The following is a 21,484-nucleotide window of genomic DNA, read 5'->3' as shown; positions in this document are numbered from 1 at the left end:
CCCGTACGGTCATCGGTGCGTGTCGAGATGCCTGCGGTGCAGCCACTTCGGCAGTCCCGGCGCCTCCAGGAAACCCTCCGCGCGGGCCGAGGCGAGTCCGATGCGCAGCAGGTCCGCGCTCTTCTCGAAGAGCAGGAACCGCGGCTCCCAGATGGGCCGGTACTTGGCGTTGGCGCGGTACAGCGACTCGATCTGCCACCAGCGGGAGAAGAAGCTGAGCAGCGACCGCCACAGCCGCAGCACCGGACCGGCACCGAGGCGCGCGCCACGTTCGAAGACCGAACGGAACATGGCGAAGTTCAGTGAGACCTGCGTGATCCTGATCTCGCCCGCCCGGCGCAGCAGTTCGATGACCATGAACTCCATCAGCCCGTTGTCGGAGTCGCGGTCCCGGCGCATCAGGTCCAGGGACAGTCCGTGCGGGCCCCACGGCACGAAGGACAGCAGCGCGCGCAGCCTGCCCTCGGCGTCGGCGCACTCCAGCATCACGCACTGTCCGTCCTCGGGGTCCCCGAGCCGCCCCAGCGCCATGCTGAACCCGCGCTCGGTCGCCCCGTCGCGCCAGTCGTCCGCCCGCTCCACCAGCTGCGTCATCTCGTCCGCCGGGATGTCCGCGTGGCGCCGGATGCGCACCGTGTACCCGGCCCGCTTCACCCGGTTGTGCGCCTGGCGCACGGTGCGCATGGCCCGTCCCTCCAGGGTGAACTCGGCCACCTCCACGAGCGCCTCGTCGCCGAGTTCGAGCGCGTCCAGGCCGTGCCGGGCGTAGATCGTGCCCGCCTCCTCGCTCGCGCCCATCACCGCCGGGATCCAGCCGTGCGCCCGCGCCTCGGCCAGCCACGGATCGATCGCCCCCGGCCAGGCCTCGGGGTCCCCGATCGGGTCCCCCGAGGCGAGCGAGACCCCGCCGACGACCCGGTAGGCGACGGCCGCCTTCCCGGTCGGCGACCACACCACGCTCTTCTCCCGGCGCAGCGCGAAGTAGCCCAGCGAGTCCCGCTCGCCGTGCCGGTCCAGCAGGGCCCGCAGCCGTTTCTCGTCGTCCTCGGTCAGCGGGTCGACGGCGCGCCGGGAGCGGAAGGCGGCGTAGAAGACGGCGAGGACGAGGGCCGTGCTGAGCACGTTGATCGCGACGTTGGCCCAGTTCGGCGGGTCGATGCCGGGGAAGCGGGACTCGTCGGCGGCCACCGACACCAGGCGCAGGGCCCCGTAGTGCCAGCGCTCCAGGAAGGTCGAACGGGCCGCGTCCGGCGCCTCGTTGGTGAGGGTGATCAGCAGCCCGGCGAGCAGGGAGGCGGCGAGCCCGCCGCCGGTGGCGACCGTCGCGGCGAGCCGGGGGTTGGAGCGGTCGCCCTTGGCGTAGAACTCCCGGCGGCCGGCCAGCAGCGCGCCGACGAAGACGGCCGTGAGGCCGAGCGAGATCCAGTTCTGCGTGTACCGCCGGATCTCCGGGAACACCATGGCGAACGCGAACAGCGCCAGGAACGCCCCGCTCATCACCAGGTTGAGGATCCACGCCGCCCGTTTGCGACGGCGCATGGTGATCGCGAGGAACGCGGTGAAGACGCCCGAGGCGAAGCCGGCCGTCAGCAGGTATGGCGTGAAGTAGTCGTCCTGGTTGTGCCGGCGCACGTCCTGCCCGAGCGAGACCCAGACCGCGCTGAGGAAGTTGATGAAGGCGACGGTCCGCAGGTACCAGACGGCGAAGGCGGCGGCCCGTCGGGAAGCCCCGGTGGACCGCCGCCCCTGCTCACCCGGGCGCCCCGGTTCGGCTTGCGGTGGTACGGCAATTCGGGCATCTCCCATGGGGCAGGATCATATGGGGGCCGCCCTGGCGAACCACACTTTTCCGCCGGGGCGCCCCCCTCGTCCCGCTGACCCCGGGCGCTGCCGCTCTACTCCTCTTCCGCCGGTTCCCCCGCTGTCCCCGCCACCTCTGCTTCCCCGGGTTCCTTCGCGGAATTCCCGGAAAGTTCCTCCGGCTTCTCGGGCAGCTCCGCCGCCAGCGCCGCCGCGGAGCGGACCAGGGGCAGCGCGAGCAGCGCACCCGTGCCCTCGCCGACCCTGACGCCCTGCTGCAGCAGCGGCTCCAGCGCCATCCGGTCCAGCGCCTTCGCCTGTCCCGGCTCCCCGCTGTCGTGCCCGGCCAGCCACCAGTCCGGCGCCCGGAAGGCGATCCGCTGCCCGACCAGCGCACAGGCCGCGGCCACCACGCCGTCCAGGATCACCGGCAGCTTCCGTACGGCGCACTGGAGCAGGAACCCGGTCATCGCGGCCAGGTCCGCGCCGCCCACGGCCGCCAGCAGCTGCAACTGGTCCCCGAGCACCGGCCGGGCCCGCCGCAGCGCGTCCCGGATCGCCGCGCACTTGCGCATCCACGCCAGGTCGTCGATCGCGAGCCCGCCGCGTCCGGTCACCACCGACGCGTCGGTCCCGCACAGCGCCGCGATCAGGACCGCCGCCGGGGTGGTACCGCCCACGCTGATGTCGCCGAGCACGACCAGGTCCGTACCCGAGTCGGCCTCCTCGTCGGCGATCGCCATGCCCGCCCGCAGGGCCGCCTCGGCCTCGTCCGCGGTGAGCGCGTCCTCGATGTCGATACGGCCGCTGCCGCGCCGCACCCGGTGCCGTACGACGTCCTCGGGGAAGGCGTCCGGGTCGCAGTCCAGCGCCATGTCCACGACCCGTACGGGGACCTCCTGGCGCCGTGCGAGCACGGACACCGGGCTCGCGCCCTCCAGCACCGCCCGCACCAGCTGCCCGGCGCCGCCCGCCGGCCGCGCCGAGACGCCCAGCTCGGCGACCCCGTGGTCACCGGCGAAGAGGATCACCCGTGGCCGCTCTACCGGCCGTACCGGTGCGGCGCTCTGTGCGGCGGCCAGCCACTCGCCCAGCTCGTCGAGGCGCCCCAGTGCCCCGGGGGGCACGATCTGGCGCTCCCGCCGGGCCTCGGCGTCACGGCGAACACCCCCGTCAGGGCGCTCGATCAGATCGGTGAAGTCGTCCAGATTAAGCCTGCTCATTCGCCGAACAGTACCGCCAGCGAACGGCTCCTCCCGCGCCACGTCGCCACCACACCCGCATGACGTCTTTGCACCCAAGATCGGTATCCCATACGTTCCGTTTTGCAGCGGAATGTCGCACAGGGAGCCGCCCATGCCGACCTCGCCCCCCACCCCGCACACCGGGTCGCCCGCCGACCCGCACCACGAGCCGCGCCGCGCGGACTGCCCCTGGTGCGGCGGCAGGCGGCTGCGCACCCGGGCGCGGGCCACGCCGCCGCGCCGCCGCGGCCCGGGCACCTGCGCCGTGCAGCAGTGCCGCGACTGCGGGCACGCCTTCCAGAACCCCCGGCTCACGGCGGAGGGCCTCGCCCTGCGCCACCTGGCCTTCTACGCCAGCCACCTGGGCGACTTCGCCGACCGGATCCTGTCCCCGGGCGCCGTCCGCCGCCGGCACCTGGCCGCGGCCCATGCCGTGCTGGCGCTGGCCGAGCCGGAGAGCTGGCTGGACGTGGGCACGGGGCACGCCCGCTTCCCCGAGACGGCCAGGGAGGTCCTCCCGTACACGTCCTTCGACGGCCTGGACCCGACCCCGCGCGTCGAACAGGCCCGCCGGGCGGGCCGCGTCGAGGAGGCGCACATCGGCGATCTCACGAACCCCTGGGTCCTGCCCCGGCTGCGCTCGCGCTACGACGTGGTCAGCGTGTTCCACCACCTGGAGCACAGCCCCGACCCGCGCGCCGAACTCCGCGCGGCCCTGGCGGCGCTGCGCCCCGGCGGCCTCCTGCTGATCGAACTCCCGGACCCGCGCAGCCTGTTCGGGAGGCTGCTGGGCCGCCGGTGGCTCCCGTACGGCCAGCCCCGCCATCTCCACCTGCTGCCGCTGGCCAACCTGTGCGCGGAGCTGGAGGCCCAGGGCTGCACGATCCTCACGACGGACCGCCGGGCACCCCACATCCCCTACGACCTGTCGGCGGCGCTGTCCCTGTCCCTGGCCCAGGCGCCCTCGTTCCTCCGGCGGGCCTTCGGCCCCGCCGTCGCCGCGGCCTCGGCCCTGGACCACATCCTGGCGCCGCTGCTGCGCCGCACCCGCTTCTCGAACGCGTACCGCGTCCTCGCCCGCCTCGACCGGGCGCCCGGCGCGGGAGCCCGCCGCGATCAGCCCCGCAGCACCAGCGCCTGACCCGCCACCACCAGCAGCACCTGTTCGCACTCGGCCGCGAACGCCGCGTTCAGCCGCCCGAGTTCGTCCCGGTAGCGCCGCCCGGAGGCGGTGGCCGGGACGATGCCCGAGCCCACCTCGTTCGAGACCGCCACCACCGTCCGGCGCGTCGCGCGCACCGCGTCCGTCAGTTCGCGCACCCGCTCCCGCAGCAGCTTCTCGCCGCCGCCCGCCCACTCCGCGTCGTCCCACGCCCCCACGGCGTCCATCGCGTCCGTCAGCCACAGCGACAGGCAGTCGATCAGCAGCGGCGGGCCGTCCCGGCCCAGCAGCGGCACGAGGTCGGTCGTCTCCGTCGTACGCCACGAGCCCGGCCGCCGGTCCCGGTGCAGGGCCACCCGGGCCGCCCACTCGGTGTCCCCGCCGCGCACACCGCCGGTCGCCACGTACAGCACGTCCGGGAAGGGCTCCAGGCGCCGCTCGGCCTCCACGGACTTGCCCGAGCGCGCCCCGCCCAGCACCAGGGTGCGGCGCGGCACGTCCGGCACGTCCTCGTACACCCCGACGGTCAGCGTCGTACCGTCCGGCACCGCCCGCGCCCCGGCCGCCGCCAGCCGCCGCCGCGTCTCCGGGCCGGGCGGCACGTCGTGGTCCAGGTGGACGGCGACCACGTCCGTCGTCGGGCCGGCCGAACCCACCGCCCGCAGCCGGGCCAGCGCGTCGGGCCGGCCCGCCACGTCCGCGAGGACCAGGTGGTACGACTCCGCCCTCGGCCCCTCCAGACCGGCCGGGGCGCCGCCCGGCGGCAGGTACAGCAGCCGCTGCCCGTCCGGTCCCGTCACCGCGTACCCGGTGCCGCCCGCGTCCATCGCGACCGCCCGCACCCGATGCCCCGTCAGCAGCGCCAACTCCCGCCCGTCCGGGACCCGGCCGGGCTGCGGCAGCCCGGCCGGCACCTCCACCGCCGGGCCGTCGTGCGGATGCGACAGCAGCACCTGCCGCAGCCCGCCGAGCGAATGCCCGGCCCGCGCCGCCGCGAACGCCACGCCCGGCGTGAGGTCGAGCAGCAGCGCCCCGTCCACCAGCACGGCGGTCGCCGCCCGGGCGTCCGGTCCGAGCGCACTCGCGCAGGCGGCACAGGGGCAGTCGGGGCGGGGCAGTCCGGCCGGGGCGCCGGTACCGAGCAGAGTCACTTCCACGGAATCGATTTTCGCCCGTCTGATCAGGTCTCGCGCTTCCGGCTAGTCTGCCAGCACGTGTTGGATCGAAGGAGGCCCTGCATGACGGCATGGACGTGGCGGTTCGAGAAGGCCGACGGGACGGAGGTCGAGCCCGCCGTGGAGCCCGAGGAGTTCACCACGCAGGGGGATGCCGAGTCCTGGATCGGCGAGCAGTGGCGGGCGCTGCTGGACGGCGGCACCGAGCAGGTGCGGCTGTTCGAGGACGGCACCGAGATCTACCCGGCTCCGATGAGCCTGCGCGCCGCCGCCGAGAGCTGAGGGCGGCGGGGGTACGGCCGTACGGCCGTACCCCCGGCCTCCCCTTCGCCGGTCCCTCACTGCTCGCCGAGCGTCACGTGCACCGTCTTCGCGGCGCCGCCCCGCTCGTACGTCACCGACGTCTTCTGGCCCGGCCTGTCCGCCGCCAGTGCCTCGGCGAGGGAAGTGATGGTGCTGATGGGCTGGTTGCCCAGCCTGGTGATGATGTCGCCCTGCCGCAGGCCCGCCCTGGCGGCCGCGCTGCCGGGCTTGACGCTGACCACCGCCACCCCGGCCGGCCGGTAGCTCGCGTCCACGACCGTCCGCCCGATGACGCCGAGCGCGGCCCGCCCCGAGTCGACGACCCTGCCTTCCTTCACGATCTGGCCGGCGATCGTCCTCACCATCGACGCCGGGATGGCGAACCCGATGCCGGGCGCCGCGCTGCCCCCGAGGGCGGGGTCGGCGGCGGCGAGCGTCGGGATGCCGATGACCTCCCCGTTCAGGTTGACCAGGGCGCCGCCGCTGTTGCCGGGGTTGATGGCGGCCGAGGTCTGCACCAGGTTGGCGAGCGTCGCGCCCGTACCGCCGCGCGAGCGGGTCTCGCTGACGGTCCGTCCGACCGCCGAGACGATGCCCTGTGTCACGCTGGACGACAGGCCGAGCGGCGAGCCCATGGCCAGCACGATCTGGCCGACGTCCACCTTCTCGGAGTCGCCGAACGTCGCCGCCCGCAGCCCGTCCGGCACCTTGTCCAGCTTGATCACGGCCAGGTCCTGCACGGGATACGAGTACACGAGGCTCGCGGTGAGCGGCTCCTCGCTGTTGGCCGTGGTCACCCTGAAGGTCTTGTCCTGCCCGACCACGTGCGCGTTGGTGACGATGTGTCCCCGGTCGTCGTACACCACCCCGGAGCCGAGCTCGTCGCGCGCCTGGATCTGCACGACCGACGGCAGGACCTCCTTGATCACCTTCTGGTACTGGCCCTGGAGATCGCTCGCGGCCATCGGGACGTCCGCCCGTGCCGTCGTCGGGGAGTCCTGGGCCGCCGGGGCGGAGGCGGGGGAGCAGCCGGCGACGAGGGCCGCGCAGCACACCAGCGCGGCAGCGGCCACGGCCCGGCCGAGGGCACGGGTACGGGTAGCGTCCATGCCCCGAGTCTCACCGGCCGCCGGTCACCCGGCCCGCGCTGTTCCTCCGAACGGGCGCGGGTGCCCGGCTCCGCCGGATCGGGGCGTCGTCGGCGGCCGTGTCCGTGAAGACCCGCACGCCGTACCGGGCGTGCGGCGGGGTCGTGTGGCCGGAGGTCCGGGCCGTGGTCGTGGGAAGGGGTGGGGGCGGCTGGTTCAGCCGCGTACGCCGCACAGGTGCAGCAGTGCCGCCACGCCGCGGTAGGGGTCGGTGCGGCCGGCCCGTTCCTCGGCTGCCAGGAGTGTGTCCAGGTCGTCCGGGATCGGGGCGTCGTCGGCGGCCGTGTCCGTGAAGACCCGCACGCCGTACCAGGCGTGCAGCGGGGCCGCGAGGCCGGCGAGCGTCGCGGTCAGCGTGGCCAGCCGGTCGGCCCGGACGTCCAGGCCCAGCCGGTTGTGGTACGCCGTCGTGTCGTACGCGGCCAGGGCGCCCGCCCAGTCACCGCACAGGCCCGGGCGCATGGCGAGCGCGTCGCCGTTGCGCACCAGCAGGGAGAGCAGGCCGCCGGGGGCCAGCATCCGGGCCAGGCCCGCCACCAGCGGGTCGGGCTCCTCGACGTACATCAGCACGCCGTGGCACAGCACCACGTCGAAGCTGCCCGGCAGGAAGTGCACACCCGTGTCCCGCCCGTCGCCCTGCACCAGCCGGACCCGCTCGCGGATGCCCTCGGGCTGCGCGGCCAGCGCCGCACGGGCGGCGTCGATCATCGCCGCGTCCTGCTCGACGCCGGTGACCTGGTGACCGAGCCGGGCCAGCCGCAGCGCCTGCGTGCCCTGGCCCATCCCCACGTCGAGCACCCGCAGCCGCTGTCCGACCGGGAACCGCCCGGCTATCTGCTCGTCCAGCTGCCGGGCCACCAGCTCCTGCCGGACGACATCACGCAGCCCGCCCAGCCTGCGCAGCCAGGCACCCGCCGCATCCCCGGTGAAGGCGTCTGCGCTCAGGGCCGCTCTCCGCGCTTGACCTGCGGCTTGGGCAGCCGGAGCCGGCGCATCTGGAGGGAGCGCATCAGGGCGTAGGCGACGGCGCCCCGGGTGTTCTGCCCGGAGAACTTCTCCTTGAGGCGCTTCTTCAGCCGGAAGCCGCTGATCGCCCCGTCCAGCACGATGAGCACGATCACGATCAGCCACAGCAGCAGCGCGATGCTCTGGATCGCGCCCACCCTCACCACGCTCAGCACGAGGATGACCACGGCCAGCGGCAGGAAGAACTCCGCCACGTTGAACCGGGAGTCCACCCAGTCCCGGGCGAAGCGGCGCACCGGGCCCTTGTCCCGGGCCGGCAGATACCGCTCGTCGCCGGTGGCCAGGGCCTGGCGCTGGCGCTCCAGCGCCTGGCGCCGCTCCTCGCGCTGGCGCTTGGCGGCGTCCTTGCGGGTCGTCGGCGTATGGGCGACGCTGCGGCGCTGGGACTGGGCCTCACTGCGCTTGGGCGTGGGCCTGCCCTTCTTGGCCTGCGGGTCACGGGGCTGCTTGGAGTCGGTCACCTGCGCCTTGTCGGCGTGGGCCTTCTCTTCCTTGGCACGGCTACGGAACACAAAGACCAAGGGTAAGCGCTGCACCGGCATGGACCCCAGCCCAGTGGGGAACGATCCGGCAACGCCAGTCGTCGTTAGGGGACAGAGGGGACGTCACGACAGGGGGTCACCTACTCCTCACGCCGGAGCGGTACGGTCCGCAGTCGTCCTTGGGGATGAGCGCATCACTCCCCGAACAGTGCGGTAATGGAGTCAGGGCCCGTACTGTGGGTCCTGTCGCAGGATCTGTGAGCTGGAGTCCGTCAGAAGGGGGCGCGCGAAGCCCATGAGCGGTGTCATGAAGCGTATGGGGATGATCTTCCGCGCGAAGGCGAACAAGGCCCTTGACCGGGCCGAGGACCCGCGCGAGACCCTCGATTACTCGTACCAGAAGCAGCTGGAGCTGCTCCAGAAGGTGCGCCGGGGCGTCGCCGACGTGGCGACCAGCCGCAAGCGTCTGGAACTCCAGCTCAACCAGTTGCAGCAGCAGTCCTCCAAGCTGGAGGACCAGGGCCGCAAGGCGCTCGCGCTCGGCCGCGAGGACCTGGCCCGCGAGGCGCTGTCCCGCCGCGCCGCCCTCCAGCAGCAGGTCACCGACCTGGAGACGCAGCACGCGACCCTCCAGGGCGAGGAGGAGAAGCTCACCCTCGCGGCCCAGCGCCTCCAGGCCAAGGTGGACGCCTTCCGCACGAAGAAGGAGACCATCAAGGCCACCTACACCGCCGCCCAGGCCCAGACCCGCATCGGCGAGGCCTTCACCGGCATCTCCGAGGAGATGGGCGACGTCGGCCTGGCCATCCAGCGCGCCGAGGACAAGACGCAGCAGCTCCAGGCCCGCGCCGGCGCCATCGACGAACTCCTCGCCTCCGGCGCCCTCGACGACCCGACCGGCACGGCCAAGGACGACATCGCCGCCGAGCTGGACCGGCTCTCCGGTGGTACGGATGTGGAGCTGGAGCTCCAGCGGATGAAGGCCGAACTGGCCGGGGGTTCCCCGCAGCAGGCCATCGAGGGCGGTACCGCGCAGGGGCAGCCCCAGCAGCAGCCGCAGGACACCCCGCGTTTCGACAAGCAGTAGTCCGGCACCGGGGCCCGAGCCGAGGAGGCCGACGTGATCGTGCGGATCATGGGGGAGGGCCAGTGGCAACTGGCCGACTCCCACTTCCCTGAGCTGAACAAGCTGGACGACGAGCTGCTGGACGAGATGGAGAGCGGCGACGAGGAAGGCTTCCGCCGTGTCCTCGGCGCCCTCCTCGACGCCGTCCGCCGCCTCGGCGCTCCGCTTGCGGACGATGCGCTGGAGCCCTCGGAACTGATCCTTCCGTCGCCGGACGCCTCGCTGGAGGAGGTCCGGGAGATGCTCGGCGACGAGGGGCTGATCCCGGGCTGACCTCCGGGTGAACCGGGTGGTGCGTGACCACCCCGCCCGGCACGAGGACAGGGTGGCGCGAAGCCCCCGTACTGTTCCTCCTGTGAGCACTCTCGAACGCGCCCGTTGCAGCGTCAGGGCGCACCCGTGGGCCCTGGACGCGGGCCTCGCCGCGGGCGTGCTGGTGTGCATGATCGCGGGATCGTTCGTGACGCCGCGCGGGACCGACGGGGTCGCCTGGGGCGCCCGCACCCCGGCCGCCCTGAGCCTCCTCCTCATGCTGCTCGCCGCGGGCGCGCTCGTCTTCCGGCGCCGCACCCCCATGCCGGTGCTCGCCGTCACCGGCACGCTCGCCGTCGTCGAGTGCGTCACCGGTGACCCGCGCGCCCCGGTCACGATGGCCGCCGTCGTCGCCCTCTACACCGTCGCCTCGACCACCGACCGGACCACCACCCTGCGCGTCGGCCTGCTCACCATGACCGTGCTGACGGCCGCCGCGATGCTCGGCGGCCCCCTGCCCTGGTACGCGCAGGAGAACCTGGGCGTGCTCGCCTGGACCGGAATCGGCGCCACCGCCGGGGACGCCGTGCGCAGCCGGCGCGCGGTCGTGCAGGCCATCCGCGAGCGGGCCGAACGGGCCGAGCGGACCCGTGAGGAGGAGGCCCGGCGCCGGGTCGCCGAGGAGCGGCTGCGCATCGCCCGCGATCTGCACGACGTCGTCGCCCATCACATCGCCCTGGTGAACGTGCAGGCAGGGGTCGCCGCGCACGTCATGGACAAGCGGCCGGACCAGGCCAAGGAGGCCCTCGCCCACGTCCGCGAGGCCAGCCGCAGCGCCCTCGACGAGTTGCGCGCGACCGTCGGCCTGCTCCGGCAGTCCGGCGACCCCGAGGCACCCACCGAGCCCGCGCCCGGGCTCGGTCGGCTGGAGGAGCTCGCGGGCACCTTCCGCAGCGCCGGGCTCCCGGTGGAGGTGGCCCGCGCCGGACCGGACGCCGATCTGCCCGCCGCCGTCGAGCTGGCCGCGTACCGCATCGTCCAGGAGGCCCTGACCAATGTGCAGAAGCACGCCGGGACCGGTGCCAGGGCCGAGGTCAGCGTCGTCCGCGTGGGACCGGACATCGAGGTGACCGTGGTGGACGACGGCCCGGGCGGGCCGAGCGCACCCGGCACCGGCGGCGGGCACGGGCTGCTCGGCATGCGCGAGCGGGTCGCCGCCCTCGGCGGCACCCTCACCACCGGACCCCGCTACGGCGGCGGCTTCCGCGTCCATGCGATCCTGCCCGTCAAGACCCGCACCGAGACCCGTACGGCCTGAGCGCCGTACGACGGCCCCCGGGGGAGCCCGCATGACGATCCGTGTCCTGCTCGCCGACGACCAGGCCCTGCTGCGCAGCGCGTTCCGGGTGCTCGTCGACTCCGAGCCCGACATGGAGGTGATCGGCGAGGCCTCCGACGGCGCGGAGGCGGTCCGGCTGGCCAGGGAGCAGGGCGCCGACGTCGTCCTCATGGACATCCGGATGCCCGGCACGGACGGGCTCGCCGCCACCCGGATGATCAGCGAGGACCCGTCCCTCTCCGAGGTCCGCGTGGTCATCCTGACGACCTTCGAGGTCGACGACTACGTCGTCCAGGCGCTGCGCGCGGGCGCCTCCGGCTTCCTCGGCAAGGGCAGCGAGCCGGAGGAGCTGCTGAACGCCATCCGGGTCGCGGCGGGCGGCGAGGCCCTGCTGTCGCCGACCGCCACCAAGGGGCTGATCGCCCGCTTCCTCGCCCAGGGCGACGGCGACGACGGCCGCGACCCCGCGCGCTCCGAGCGGCTCGGCGCGCTCACCGGACGGGAGCGGGAGGTGCTGGTCCAGGTCGCCGGCGGCCACTCCAACGACGAGATCGCCGAGCGCCTGGAGGTCAGCCCGCTCACGGTCAAGACGCACGTCAACCGGGCCATGGCCAAGCTGGGCGCCCGCGACCGGGCCCAGCTCGTGGTGATCGCGTACGAGTCGGGGCTGGTCAGGCCGCGCACGGACTGATCTCCACCCCGGGGCCGACCCACGGTGTACTCCGTTCTCCACCCGGCGTACTGCGGGCGGAGTAGGGCGCGGATAAGGAAATGGACCCTGGGGCTACGGTTTCGCCCTCCGCGATGGGCGAGGGTGAGAGGGTCTGCCGCTCATAGATTGAGAGACCCTGACCCATGTCCTGGCTGTCGAGGTTCAGCCTGCGCCAAAGGGCCCTGATCGGCCTGATGTCGCTCATCGCGCTCGTCTTCGGGCTGATCGCGATACCCCAGATCAAGCAGCAGCTGCTGCCCACCATCAACCTGCCCATGGTCTCGGTGATCGCGCCGTACCAGGGCGCCTCGCCCGATGTGGTCGAGAAGCAGGTCATCGAGCCGATCGAGAACAACCTCCAGGGCGTCGACGGCGTCAAGGGCGTCACCTCGACCGCCAGCGAGGGCAACGCCGTGATCATGGCGTCCTTCGACTACGGCAACGACACCAAGCAGCTCGTCTCCGACGTCCAGCAGGCCGTCAACCGGGCCCGCAACCAGCTCCCGTCCGGCGTCGACCCGCAGGTCGTCTCCGGCTCGACCGACGACATGCCGACTGTCGTCCTCGCCGTCACCTCCGACAAGGACCAGCAGGCCCTCGCCGACCAGCTGGACAAGACCGTCGTACCGACGCTGAAGGACATCTCCGGTGTCGGCCGCGTCGCGGTCACCGGTGTGCGCGACCTCCAGGTCACGGTCACCCCGGACGGCGCGAAGCTGGCGCAGGCCGGTCTCACCCCCGCCGCGCTCGGCCAGGCCCTCCAGGCGGGCGGCGCGACCGTCCCGGCCGGCTCCTTCGACGAGGGCGGCGTGAACCGCACCGTCCAGGTCGGCGGCGGCTTCACCTCGCTCGCGCAGATCCAGGACCTGACGGTCACCGGCGAGGGCGGCGGCAAGCCCGTACGCCTCGGTGACGTGGCCGCGGTCAAGGAGCAGCCGGCCCCGGCCGACTCCATCACCCGCACCGACGGCAGGCCCAGCCTCGCCGTCAACGTGACCATGGACCACGACGGCAGCGCGGTCACCATCTCGAACGCCGTCAAGGACAAGCTGCCCGGCCTGCGCACGCAGCTCGGCTCGGGTGCCGACCTCACGGTCGTCAGCGACCAGGGCCCGGCCGTCTCCAAGTCCATCAAGGGCCTGACCACCGAGGGCGCGCTCGGCCTGCTCTTCGCGGTCCTCATCATCCTGGTCTTCCTCGCGTCGATCCGCTCGACGCTGGTCACGGCGGTGTCCATCCCGCTGTCCGTCGTCCTCGCCCTGATCGTGCTGTGGACGCGCGGCCTGTCCCTGAACATGCTCACGCTGGGCGCGCTGACCATCGCCATCGGCCGGGTCGTGGACGACTCGATCGTGGTCCTGGAGAACATCAAGCGGCACCTCGGCTACGGCGAGGAGCGGCAGGCGGCGATCGTCACCGCGGTGCGCGAGGTGGCCGGCGCGGTCACCTCCTCGACCCTCACCACGGTCGCCGTGTTCCTGCCGATCGGCCTGGTCGGCGGCATGGTGGGCGCCCTGTTCGGCTCGTTCAGCATCACGGTGACGGCGGCCCTGCTGGCCTCGCTGGTCGTGTCGCTGACGGTCGTCCCGGTCCTGTCGTACTGGTTCGTGCGCGCCCCCAAGGGCACCCCGGACGACGCGGCCGAGGCCCGGCGCCGGGCGGAGGAGAAGGAGGCGAACAGCCGCCTCCAGCGCGTCTACGTCCCCGTCCTGCGCTTCGCCACGCGCCGCCGCCTGACCAGCCTGCTGATCGCGGTCGTGGTCCTGGTGCTCACGTTCGGCATGGGCGGCATGCTGAAGACCAACTTCTTCGACCAGGGCGCGCAGGAAGTCCTCACGGTCAAGCAGGAGTTGAAGCCCGGCACCAGCCTCGCGGCCACCGACGTCCAGGCGAAGAAGGTCGAGCGGCTCATCGCCTCGACCAAGGGCGTCAAGGACTACCAGGTCACCGTCGGCTCCTCCGGCTTCATGGCGGCCTTCGGCGGCGGCACCGGCACCAACCAGGCGTCGTACCAGGTCATGCTGAAGGACTCGAAGTCGTACGACGACGTCCAAAAGCACCTGGAGGACGGGCTGAAGAAGCTCTCCGGCATCGGCACGACCACCGTGTCCGCCGGTGACGGCTTCGGCAACCAGAACCTGAGCGTGGTGGTCAAGGCCGCCGACCCGCAGACGCTGCGCACGGCGGCGGACCAGGTCCGCTCCACGGTCGCGGGCCTCGGCGGCGTCACGGACGTCACCAGCGACCTCTCGACCAGCGTGCCGCGGATCTCGGTCAGGGCCAACGCGAAGGCGGCGGCCGCCGGTCTGGACGACCAGAAGCTCGGCGCGCTGGTCGCGGAGGGGGTGCGCGGCACGACGGCGGCGAAGGCGACCCTCGACGACACCGAGCGCGACGTCGTGGTGCGGTCGGCCGAGCCCGCGACCACCCTGGCCCAGCTGAAGAACCTGCGGGTGGGCCCGGCCAAGCTGGGTGACCTCGCCACGGTGCAGGTGGTGGACGGGCCGGTGTCGCTGACCCGGATCGACGGGCAGCGCGCCGCGACCATCACGGCGAAGCCGACCGGTGACAACACGGGTGCCATCAGCACCAAGCTCCAGTCGAAGATCAAGGCGCTGAAGCTGCCGACGGGTGCCACGGCCGAGATCGGCGGCGTCACCTCCGACCAGAACGACGCGTTCAAGAACCTGGCCCTGGCCATGCTGGCGGCCGTCGCGATCGTCTTCATGCTCCTGGTCGCGACGTTCCGTTCGCTGGTCCAGCCGCTGATCCTGCTGGTCTCGATCCCGTTCGCGGCGACGGGCGCGATCGGCCTGCTGGTCGCCACCGGCACCCCGATGGGCGTCCCGGCGATGATCGGCATGCTGATGCTGATCGGCATCGTGGTCACCAACGCGATCGTGCTGATCGACCTGATCAACCAGTACCGCGGACAGGGCTACGGCGTGGTCGAGGCCGTGATCGAGGGCGGCCGCCACCGGCTGCGCCCGATCCTGATGACGGCCCTGGCGACGATCTTCGCCCTGCTGCCGATGGCCCTGGGCGTCACGGGCGAGGGCGGCTTCATCGCCCAGCCCCTCGCGGTCGTCGTCATCGGCGGCCTGATCACGTCCACCCTGCTGACCCTGCTCCTCGTCCCGACGCTCTACGCCATGCTGGAACTCCGCAAGGAGCGCCGGGCGAAGAAGCGGGCGGCGAAGAAGGGCACACCGGTCCAGGCCGAGTCCGCCTTGGACGAACCGGAGCCGGCCGGAGTGTAGGAGCCGGTTGTGCCGTCGGCCGGGCCCGCGTCGCAGCGCGGGTCCGGCCGACGCGTATCAGGCCCGGTCCACCGGGACGACGGCGTCGAGCAGTTCGTGAGATCGGGAACCGTTCCCCCGACCGTGGCACGAAAGGGGCGCCTCCCGACACCGGAAAGCGCCCCTTCCCCACGTACAGCCGAAGATGCCTACGGCAGCGCGAGCATCCGCTCCAGGGCCAGCTTGGCGAACGCCTCGGTCTCCTTGTCGACCTCGATCCGGTTGACCAGGGTGCCCTCGGCCAGGGACTCCAGGGTCCAGACCAGGTGGGGCAGGTCGATGCGGTTCATGGTCGAGCAGAAGCAGACCGTCTTGTCGAGGAAGACGATCTCCTTGCCCTCGGGAGCGAAACGGTTCGCCAGTCGGCGGACCAGGTTCAGCTCCGTGCCGATGGCCCACTTGGACCCGGCCGGCGCGGCCTCCAGGGCCTTGATGATGTACTCGGTCGAGCCGACGTAGTCGGCCGCGGCCACGACCTCGTGCTTGCACTCGGGGTGGACCAGGACGTTCACGCCCGGGATGCGCTCACGGACGTCGTCGACCGAGTCCAGGCTGAAGCGGCCGTGCACCGAGCAGTGGCCGCGCCACAGGATCATCTTCGCGGCCCGCAGCTGCTCCGCCGTCAGGCCGCCGTTCGGCTTGTGCGGGTTGTAGACCACGCAGTCGTCCAGGGACATCCCCATGTCGCGGACGGCGGTGTTGCGGCCCAGGTGCTGGTCCGGCAGGAAGAGCACCTTCTCGCCCTGCTCGAAGGCCCACTCCAGCGCCCGCTCGGCGTTCGACGAGGTGCAGATCGTGCCGCCGTGCTTGCCGGTGAACGCCTTGATGTCGGCCGAGGAGTTCATGTACGAGACCGGCACGACGTGCTCGGCCACGCCCGCCTCGGTCAGCACGTCCCAGCACTCGGCGACCTGCTCGGCCGTCGCCATGTCGGCCATGGAGCAGCCGGCGGCGAGGTCGGGCAGGACGACCTTCTGGTCGTCGGAGGTGAGGATGTCCGCCGACTCGGCCATGAAGTGCACACCGCAGAAGACGATGTACTCGGCCTCCGGGCGCGCGGCGGCGTCCCGGGCCAGCTTGAAGGAGTCACCCGTGACGTCGGCGAACTGGATGACCTCGTCGCGCTGGTAGTGGTGGCCGAGCACGAAGACCTTGTCACCGAGCTTCTCCTTGGCCGCGCGGGCGCGCTCGACCAGGTCCGGGTCGGACGGCGACGGCAGGTCACCGGGACACTCGACGCCCCGCTCGCTCTTCGGGTCGGCCTCACGGCCGAGCAGCAGCAGGGCGAGCGGAGTCGGCTGCACGTCGAGCTCCGGGGTCTGGGCGGTGGTCACGACACGCACCCTTTCTACTTTTCGTCTAACTGACGCTATCTATCATATCCGCTTCACGTCACTTTGACGATGGCCATAACGTCGATGTGACATGAATCCCGCTCCAGCCGCCCCGCGGGCCGCTGTCCGCGTCCTCGGCCATGTGCGAGCATGAAGACGGAAGCGAAACCGCGACAACGCGACTGCCCGGCCCGGAATGAATCCGCGGAAGCGCCGGTTGCACTGGTCGGCAAGCAGTCTCCGTACAACCCGGGAGAGATGTAGATGTCCGTATCGGACGAGACCACCACCGTCACCGACGGCATCATCCTGACCGACGCCGCCGCGGCCAAGGTCAAGGCCCTGCTCGACCAGGAAGGCCGTGACGACCTCGCGTTGCGCGTCGCCGTCCAGCCCGGCGGCTGCTCCGGCCTGCGCTACCAGCTCTTCTTCGACGAGCGCTCGCTCGACGGCGACGTGGTGAAGGACTTCGGCGGCGTCAAGGTCGTCACCGACCGCATGAGCGCTCCGTACCTGGGCGGCGCCACCGTCGACTTCGTGGACACCATCGAGAAGCAGGGCTTCACGATCGACAACCCGAACGCGACCGGCTCCTGCGCCTGCGGCGACTCCTTCAGCTGAGCCCGCCACGGCATGACGAAGGCGGCGGCCCCCTCCGCGGGGCCGCCGCCTTCGTCGTACGCCGGGGCTACCGCGCCGGTGCCCCGGTCTCCGGTCGCAGCGCGCCCGGCTTGGCCTGAGGGATCGGCGTGCCGTCCGCACCGACCACCGTCCGCCCGTCCAGCGGCGCGGTCAGCCGTACGGTCTTCACGTACTCCTTGGCGATCATCACGCACACCTTGTCCGGCCAGGGATGCTCGGTGACGGTGACGGTCACCCTGCCGTCGCTCTCCTTCGCCGCCGCCGAGTAGTCCGCGCACACCCCGCCGTAGAAGCTCACGGTCAGCTCACGGTCGTCGGCCGTGTACCCCTCGACCTTCACGGTGTGCGGCTTCGGCGCCGTGCTCGGTCCGCCCGAAGGAGCCCCGCCGGAGGGAGCCCCGATGGAGGGCGCGGGCGTCAGGTACGCGGGATCGACCGCCGGATACGTCACCGTGTACGCACCGCCCGCCGCGTCGCCCCGCACCCGGAACAGCCAGGACGGCACCAGCGCCTGCTTCCCGGCGACGGAGTGCGCGGCGAGCCCGAACACCGCCTTGTCGACGGTGGCCGTGTCCGTCCCGGAGGTGCCGGCGTCCGCCCCGCAGGGCCGCTCGAAGCGGTCCTTGACCGGTACCGGACGGGTGCAGCCGCCGATCCCCATCCGGTGGTCGCCCTTCGGCGCCGCGTTCATCAGCTTCAACGTCTTCGCCGCGTCCAGGACCGGATACGTGTCGCCCTTCACCGGCGCCGCGAGCAGGCCGTGCCCGCCCGCCACCTCGCCCTGTCGGTCGACCGTCAGACCGGTCGTCCAGCCGTACGTCGGCAGCCCGCCGACCACCGGCTCCGCGTTCACCACCCGCTGGACGCCCATCACCTGGCTCGCGTCGACCTTCGCGTCGTCCAGCCCGGCCGCCTTCAGTACGGGGGCCGCCGCCGCGGTCGCCCTCGACACGCTCACCGCGCCGCCCGTCGGACCCATCGGGCCGTGCGTGCACAGGGCGCCCTTCGCGCAGTCGTCGGTGCCCGGTGCGTAGCGGCTGAAGGTCCAGCTGCCCGGCGCGTCCCGGTTCACCGTCAGGCTCGGGCCCGTGCCGTCCTTGCCGCCGACCCGCCAGATCCCGCCCTCGGCCACCGGCGTCCCGGCCACCCCGAGCGCCCGGGCGAGCCTGGTCACGGCGTCCTTGCCGACCTCGCCGCGCGGGGTGTACACCGGCGCGGAGCCGGGGCCGCCCGGCAGCCCGCCGTGGGCCACGTACGTCGCGCCGTAGGGGTCGTTGCTCCGGCCGTCCAGGGCGAGCGGCGGGGGAGTGGCCCCCGCGCCGGCCGCCCCCGGACCGCCGTCCGTACGACCGCCCGTGGCACCGCTCGCCGCGAGATAGGCGCCACCGCCGCCGACCAGCAGCACGGCGGCGGCCACGGAGAGGACGGCGACCCGGGACCGGCGCCGTCCGCCGTGCTCGTCGTCGGCGCGCTCCGCACGGTTCCCGGTGTGTGCGGAGCCCTCAAGGTGCTCGCGGTCCTCGGGTCGCTCGGTGTTCACCGCATCGCTCCTCGTTGGTCGAGGCAGGTCGTATCCCGCCTCCCCCTGGTGGGGGACGGCAATGGGACGCGTGAGGGGAGCGTGCGGTTCCCGGGCGGTGCGCCCGTGTGTCAGTCGCCGTAGTCGGACATCTCGTCCAGCAGCCGCGCGGAGCGCGTCGGCACGCTCACCCCATGGATACGGGACGGCGGCACCGGCCGCGACTCGGCATGCGCGGGCACCGACCAGCGCCCGGCCATCCGGGCGCAGTCGACGCGCAGCGTGGCGAGGTCGCCCTCCAGGTCGGCCGGGGCGGGGGAGTGGACCCTGAGGTTCGTCATGCTGGCACCGTAGGCTCGGCCGACGGTGCGAAGAAAGGCCTACTATCGGGTAGTTTTGCCAACTACAGCGGTGTCGCCCGACCGGGTAGCGTGAACTGTCAATCCAGCCTCCCGCAGGAGAATGCCCGTCGTGCGCATCGCAGTCACCGGCTCCATCGCCACCGACCACCTCATGACCTTCCCCGGCCGTTTCGCCGACCAGCTCGTCGCGGACCAGCTGCACACGGTGTCGCTCTCCTTCCTGGTCGACAACCTCGACGTGCGCCGCGGCGGCGTCGCCGCCAACATCGCGTTCGGCATGGGGCAGCTGGGTACGCGGCCGATCCTGGTCGGTGCCGCCGGCTTCGACTTCGACGAGTACCGGGCCTGGCTCGAACGGCACGGCGTGGACACCGACTCGGTCCGGATCTCCGAGACCCTGCACACCGCCCGCTTCGTGTGCACCACCGACGCCGACCACAACCAGATCGGCTCCTTCTACACCGGCGCGATGAGCGAGGCCCGCCTCATCGAGCTGAAGACCGTCGCCGACCGTGTGGGCGGCCTCGACCTGGTCCTCATCGGCGCCGACGACCCGGAGGGCATGCTCCGCCACACGGAGGAGTGCCGCTCGCGTGCGATCCCCTTCGCCGCCGACTTCTCCCAGCAGATCGCCCGGATGGCGGGCGACGAGATCCGGGTGCTGATGGAGGGGGCGACGTACCTCTTCTCCAACGAGTACGAGAAGGGCCTCATCGAGACCAAGACCGGCTGGAGCGACGCCGAGATCCTGGAGAAGGTCGGCCACCGCGTCACCACGCTCGGCTCGCGGGGCGTGCGCATCGAGCGGGCCGGCGAGGACCCGATCGAGGTCGGCTGCGCCGAGGAGGAGCGCAAGGCCGACCCCACGGGCGTCGGCGACGCCTTCCGCGCCGGCTTCCTGTCCGGGCTGGCCTGGGGCGTGTCCCTGGAGCGGGCGGCGCAGGTCGGCTGCATGCTCGCCACGCTGGTCATCGAGACGGTCGGCACGCAGGAGTACCAGCTGCGCCGCGCCCACTTCATGGAGCGCTTCACCAAGGCGTACGGGGACGAGGCCGCGCGGGAGGTCCAGGCCCACCTGGGCTGAGCCCGGCGCGGCTCAGCTCACCCTGCGCACCACGTACGCCGTCCCCCGCTCCGCCGGCTCCTCCCCGACGTACTCCTGCCCCCGCATCTCGCACCACGCCGGGATGTCCAGCCGGGCGGCCTCGTCGTCGGAGAGGACGCGGACCGTGCCGCCCACCGGCACGTCACCGAACACCTTGGCCAGTTCGATGACCGGGATCGGGCAGCGCTTGCCGAGGGAGTCGACGACGAGTTCCCCGGCTCCCCCGGCCGGTACGGCCGGCGCGGGGGCCGGGGCGCCCAGCTTCTCCCTGACCCCCGCCACGGCCCCCGGCAGCACCTCCAGGAACCGCGCCACGTCCGCCTCGGCCGCCCCCGGCGGCAGGGACACCCGGACGTTGCCCTCGCTCAGCACCCCCATCGCCTTCAGCACATGGCTGGGCGTCAGCGTGCTGCTCGTGCACGACGATCCGGACGACACGGCGAAACCCGCCTCGTCCAACGCGTGCAGCAGGGCCTCTCCGTCGACATAGAGACACGAGAAGGTGACGATCCCCGGCAGCCGCCGCTCGGGGTCGCCGACGACTTCGACGTCGGGCACGGTCGCCGGCACCCGCGTCCGGATCCGTGCCGTCAGCTCCCGCAGCCGCACCTCCTCCTGGGCCGCCTCGGCGCGTACCGCGCGCAGCGAGGCCACGGCCGCCACGATCGCCGGGATGTTCTCGAAACCGGGCGCCCGGCCCGACTCCCGTTCGCCGGCCGGTCCTTGGGCGGCGAACCGCACCCCCTTGCGGACGACGAGCAGTCCGACCCCGGGCGGCCCGCCCCACTTGTGCGCGCTGGCCGCGAGCAGCGACCAGCCGCCCCCGACCGGTCCCCAGCCCAGCGACTGCGCCGCGTCCACCAGCAACGGCACCCCGGCCGCCCGGCACACCGCGGCCACCTCGGCCACCGGCTGCACGGTCCCCACCTCGTGGTTGGCCGACTGGAGCACGGCGAGCGCGGTGTCCTCCCGGAGCGCGGCCGCGTAGGCGGCGGGGTCGGCGCGCCCGGTCCGCTCGACGGCCACCTTGGTGACCGTCCCGCCGCCCGACGCGTGCAGGTCGGCCGAATGGAGCACGGAGGAGTGTTCGACGGACGACACGATCAGGTGGCTTCCGACTCGCCGCCGCCCGGCCAACGCCCCCGCGACACCGGTGTGTACGGCCTGTGTCCCGGACGCCGTGAACACCACCTCGTCCGCGCGGCACCCCACCGCCTCGGCCGCCGCCTCCCGCGCCGCGTCCAACAACATCCGTGCCTTGCGCCCCTCCCTGTAGAGCCGAGCGGGATCGGCCCAGCCGTCGTCCAGGGAGGCCAACAGGGCCTGACGGGCGACCGGGTGAAGAGGAGCGCTGGAGGCAGCGTCAAAGTAGGCCATACGGCAACGTTAAGACCCCGGACGGGGCAGCCGGCCAAGGGGCGCGAGGAACCGCGCGACCAGCCACGACGAGCCCG

At 72.8% G+C, this 21,484-nt stretch carries 19 protein-coding genes; 9 read left to right on the top strand and 10 right to left on the bottom strand.

What is annotated here, in order from left to right; genetic code table 11:
* Positions 1 to 9: 9 nt before the first annotated feature.
* A complete protein-coding gene (locus AC4OXY_RS17480; protein ID WP_356020830.1) occupies positions 10 to 1,806 on the bottom strand; it encodes a phosphatidylglycerol lysyltransferase domain-containing protein in 1,797 nt (598 codons plus the stop codon).
* Between the two features lie 89 nt (positions 1,807 to 1,895).
* Positions 1,896 to 3,023 carry a nicotinate-nucleotide--dimethylbenzimidazole phosphoribosyltransferase gene (cobT, locus tag AC4OXY_RS17475; protein ID WP_356020833.1) on the bottom strand — a complete coding sequence of 376 codons (1,128 nt, stop codon included), beginning with the start codon at positions 3,021 to 3,023 and terminating at the stop codon, positions 1,896 to 1,898.
* 133 nt (positions 3,024 to 3,156) lie between these two features.
* Here cobT and AC4OXY_RS17470 point away from each other — a divergent pair, with 133 nt between their 5' ends.
* Complete coding sequence (locus tag AC4OXY_RS17470; protein WP_356020835.1) at positions 3,157 to 4,185, top strand: class I SAM-dependent methyltransferase; 1,029 nt, start codon at positions 3,157 to 3,159, stop codon at positions 4,183 to 4,185.
* Here AC4OXY_RS17470 and AC4OXY_RS17465 read toward each other — a convergent pair.
* Positions 4,161 to 5,363, bottom strand: coding sequence for a bifunctional adenosylcobinamide kinase/adenosylcobinamide-phosphate guanylyltransferase (locus tag AC4OXY_RS17465; protein WP_491994181.1), 1,203 nt, complete (start codon positions 5,361 to 5,363; stop codon positions 4,161 to 4,163). The two genes, AC4OXY_RS17470 and AC4OXY_RS17465, sit on opposite strands and share 25 nt — an antisense overlap.
* Positions 5,364 to 5,444: 81 nt before the next feature.
* Between AC4OXY_RS17465 and AC4OXY_RS17460 the strand changes: the two genes are divergently transcribed.
* Complete coding sequence (locus tag AC4OXY_RS17460; RefSeq protein ID WP_356020840.1) at positions 5,445 to 5,663, top strand: hypothetical protein; 219 nt, start codon at positions 5,445 to 5,447, stop codon at positions 5,661 to 5,663.
* A 56-nt stretch (positions 5,664 to 5,719) separates the two neighbouring features.
* Here the strand turns inward: AC4OXY_RS17460 and AC4OXY_RS17455 are convergent, their stop codons facing one another.
* The 3 genes from AC4OXY_RS17455 to AC4OXY_RS17445 all read right to left on the bottom strand — a co-directional run bounded on the left by AC4OXY_RS17455 (position 5,720) and on the right by AC4OXY_RS17445 (position 8,400).
* Positions 5,720 to 6,793, bottom strand: a complete 1,074-nt coding sequence (locus tag AC4OXY_RS17455) for a S1C family serine protease (RefSeq protein ID WP_491994180.1) — start codon at positions 6,791 to 6,793, stop codon at positions 5,720 to 5,722.
* Positions 6,794 to 6,988: 195 nt separating this feature from the next.
* A complete protein-coding gene (locus tag AC4OXY_RS17450; RefSeq protein WP_356020843.1) occupies positions 6,989 to 7,690 on the bottom strand; it encodes a class I SAM-dependent methyltransferase in 702 nt (233 codons plus the stop codon).
* An 83-nt stretch (positions 7,691 to 7,773) separates the two neighbouring features.
* Entirely contained in the window at positions 7,774 to 8,400 is a 627-nt protein-coding gene (locus AC4OXY_RS17445) for a DUF3043 domain-containing protein (protein WP_356020845.1), read from the bottom strand.
* Positions 8,401 to 8,635: 235 nt separating this feature from the next.
* Here AC4OXY_RS17445 and AC4OXY_RS17440 point away from each other — a divergent pair, with 235 nt between their 5' ends.
* From AC4OXY_RS17440 to AC4OXY_RS17420, 5 genes are all read left to right on the top strand, one after another.
* Complete coding sequence (locus tag AC4OXY_RS17440; RefSeq protein WP_362820555.1) at positions 8,636 to 9,427, top strand: PspA/IM30 family protein; 792 nt, start codon at positions 8,636 to 8,638, stop codon at positions 9,425 to 9,427.
* A 33-nt stretch (positions 9,428 to 9,460) separates the two neighbouring features.
* Positions 9,461 to 9,739 (top strand): PspA-associated protein PspAA, encoded by a 279-nt coding sequence (gene pspAA, locus AC4OXY_RS17435; protein WP_356020849.1) that lies wholly within the window; start codon positions 9,461 to 9,463, stop codon positions 9,737 to 9,739.
* Positions 9,740 to 9,821: 82 nt separating this feature from the next.
* Positions 9,822 to 11,036 carry a sensor histidine kinase gene (locus AC4OXY_RS17430; RefSeq protein ID WP_362820557.1) on the top strand — a complete coding sequence of 405 codons (1,215 nt, stop codon included), beginning with the start codon at positions 9,822 to 9,824 and terminating at the stop codon, positions 11,034 to 11,036.
* A 31-nt stretch (positions 11,037 to 11,067) separates the two neighbouring features.
* Complete coding sequence (locus AC4OXY_RS17425) at positions 11,068 to 11,748, top strand: response regulator (protein ID WP_356020854.1); 681 nt, start codon at positions 11,068 to 11,070, stop codon at positions 11,746 to 11,748.
* A gap of 164 nt (positions 11,749 to 11,912) precedes the next feature.
* On the top strand, positions 11,913 to 15,029 hold the full coding sequence (locus AC4OXY_RS17420) for an efflux RND transporter permease subunit (RefSeq protein WP_491994179.1): 3,117 nt from the start codon (positions 11,913 to 11,915) through the stop codon (positions 15,027 to 15,029).
* 188 nt (positions 15,030 to 15,217) lie between these two features.
* Here the strand turns inward: AC4OXY_RS17420 and nadA are convergent, their stop codons facing one another.
* Positions 15,218 to 16,402 (bottom strand): quinolinate synthase NadA, encoded by a 1,185-nt coding sequence (gene nadA / locus AC4OXY_RS17415; RefSeq protein ID WP_356020859.1) that lies wholly within the window; start codon positions 16,400 to 16,402, stop codon positions 15,218 to 15,220.
* A 264-nt stretch (positions 16,403 to 16,666) separates the two neighbouring features.
* Here nadA and AC4OXY_RS17410 point away from each other — a divergent pair, with 264 nt between their 5' ends.
* Positions 16,667 to 17,023, top strand: a complete 357-nt coding sequence (locus AC4OXY_RS17410; RefSeq protein ID WP_030340884.1) for an iron-sulfur cluster assembly accessory protein — start codon at positions 16,667 to 16,669, stop codon at positions 17,021 to 17,023.
* A gap of 67 nt (positions 17,024 to 17,090) precedes the next feature.
* Here AC4OXY_RS17410 and AC4OXY_RS17405 read toward each other — a convergent pair whose 3' ends face one another.
* Positions 17,091 to 18,584: a hypothetical protein gene (locus tag AC4OXY_RS17405; RefSeq protein ID WP_376293532.1), complete on the bottom strand. Its 1,494-nt coding sequence runs from the start codon at positions 18,582 to 18,584 to the stop codon at positions 17,091 to 17,093.
* Between the two features lie 110 nt (positions 18,585 to 18,694).
* A complete protein-coding gene (locus AC4OXY_RS17400; RefSeq protein ID WP_356020863.1) occupies positions 18,695 to 18,904 on the bottom strand; it encodes a hypothetical protein in 210 nt (69 codons plus the stop codon).
* A gap of 130 nt (positions 18,905 to 19,034) precedes the next feature.
* On the opposite strand from AC4OXY_RS17400, the gene AC4OXY_RS17395 reads away from it, so the two are divergent.
* Positions 19,035 to 20,009 carry a carbohydrate kinase family protein gene (locus AC4OXY_RS17395; RefSeq protein WP_356020865.1) on the top strand — a complete coding sequence of 325 codons (975 nt, stop codon included), beginning with the start codon at positions 19,035 to 19,037 and terminating at the stop codon, positions 20,007 to 20,009.
* A gap of 12 nt (positions 20,010 to 20,021) precedes the next feature.
* Here AC4OXY_RS17395 and AC4OXY_RS17390 read toward each other — a convergent pair whose 3' ends face one another.
* Positions 20,022 to 21,407 (bottom strand): cysteine desulfurase/sulfurtransferase TusA family protein, encoded by a 1,386-nt coding sequence (locus AC4OXY_RS17390; RefSeq protein ID WP_491994178.1) that lies wholly within the window; start codon positions 21,405 to 21,407, stop codon positions 20,022 to 20,024.
* Between the last annotated feature and the right edge of the window lie 77 nt (positions 21,408 to 21,484).

The sequence above is a fragment of the Streptomyces sp. HUAS MG56 genome (assembly GCF_058673395.1).
This window is presented reverse-complemented; position numbering and strand designations above follow the sequence as displayed.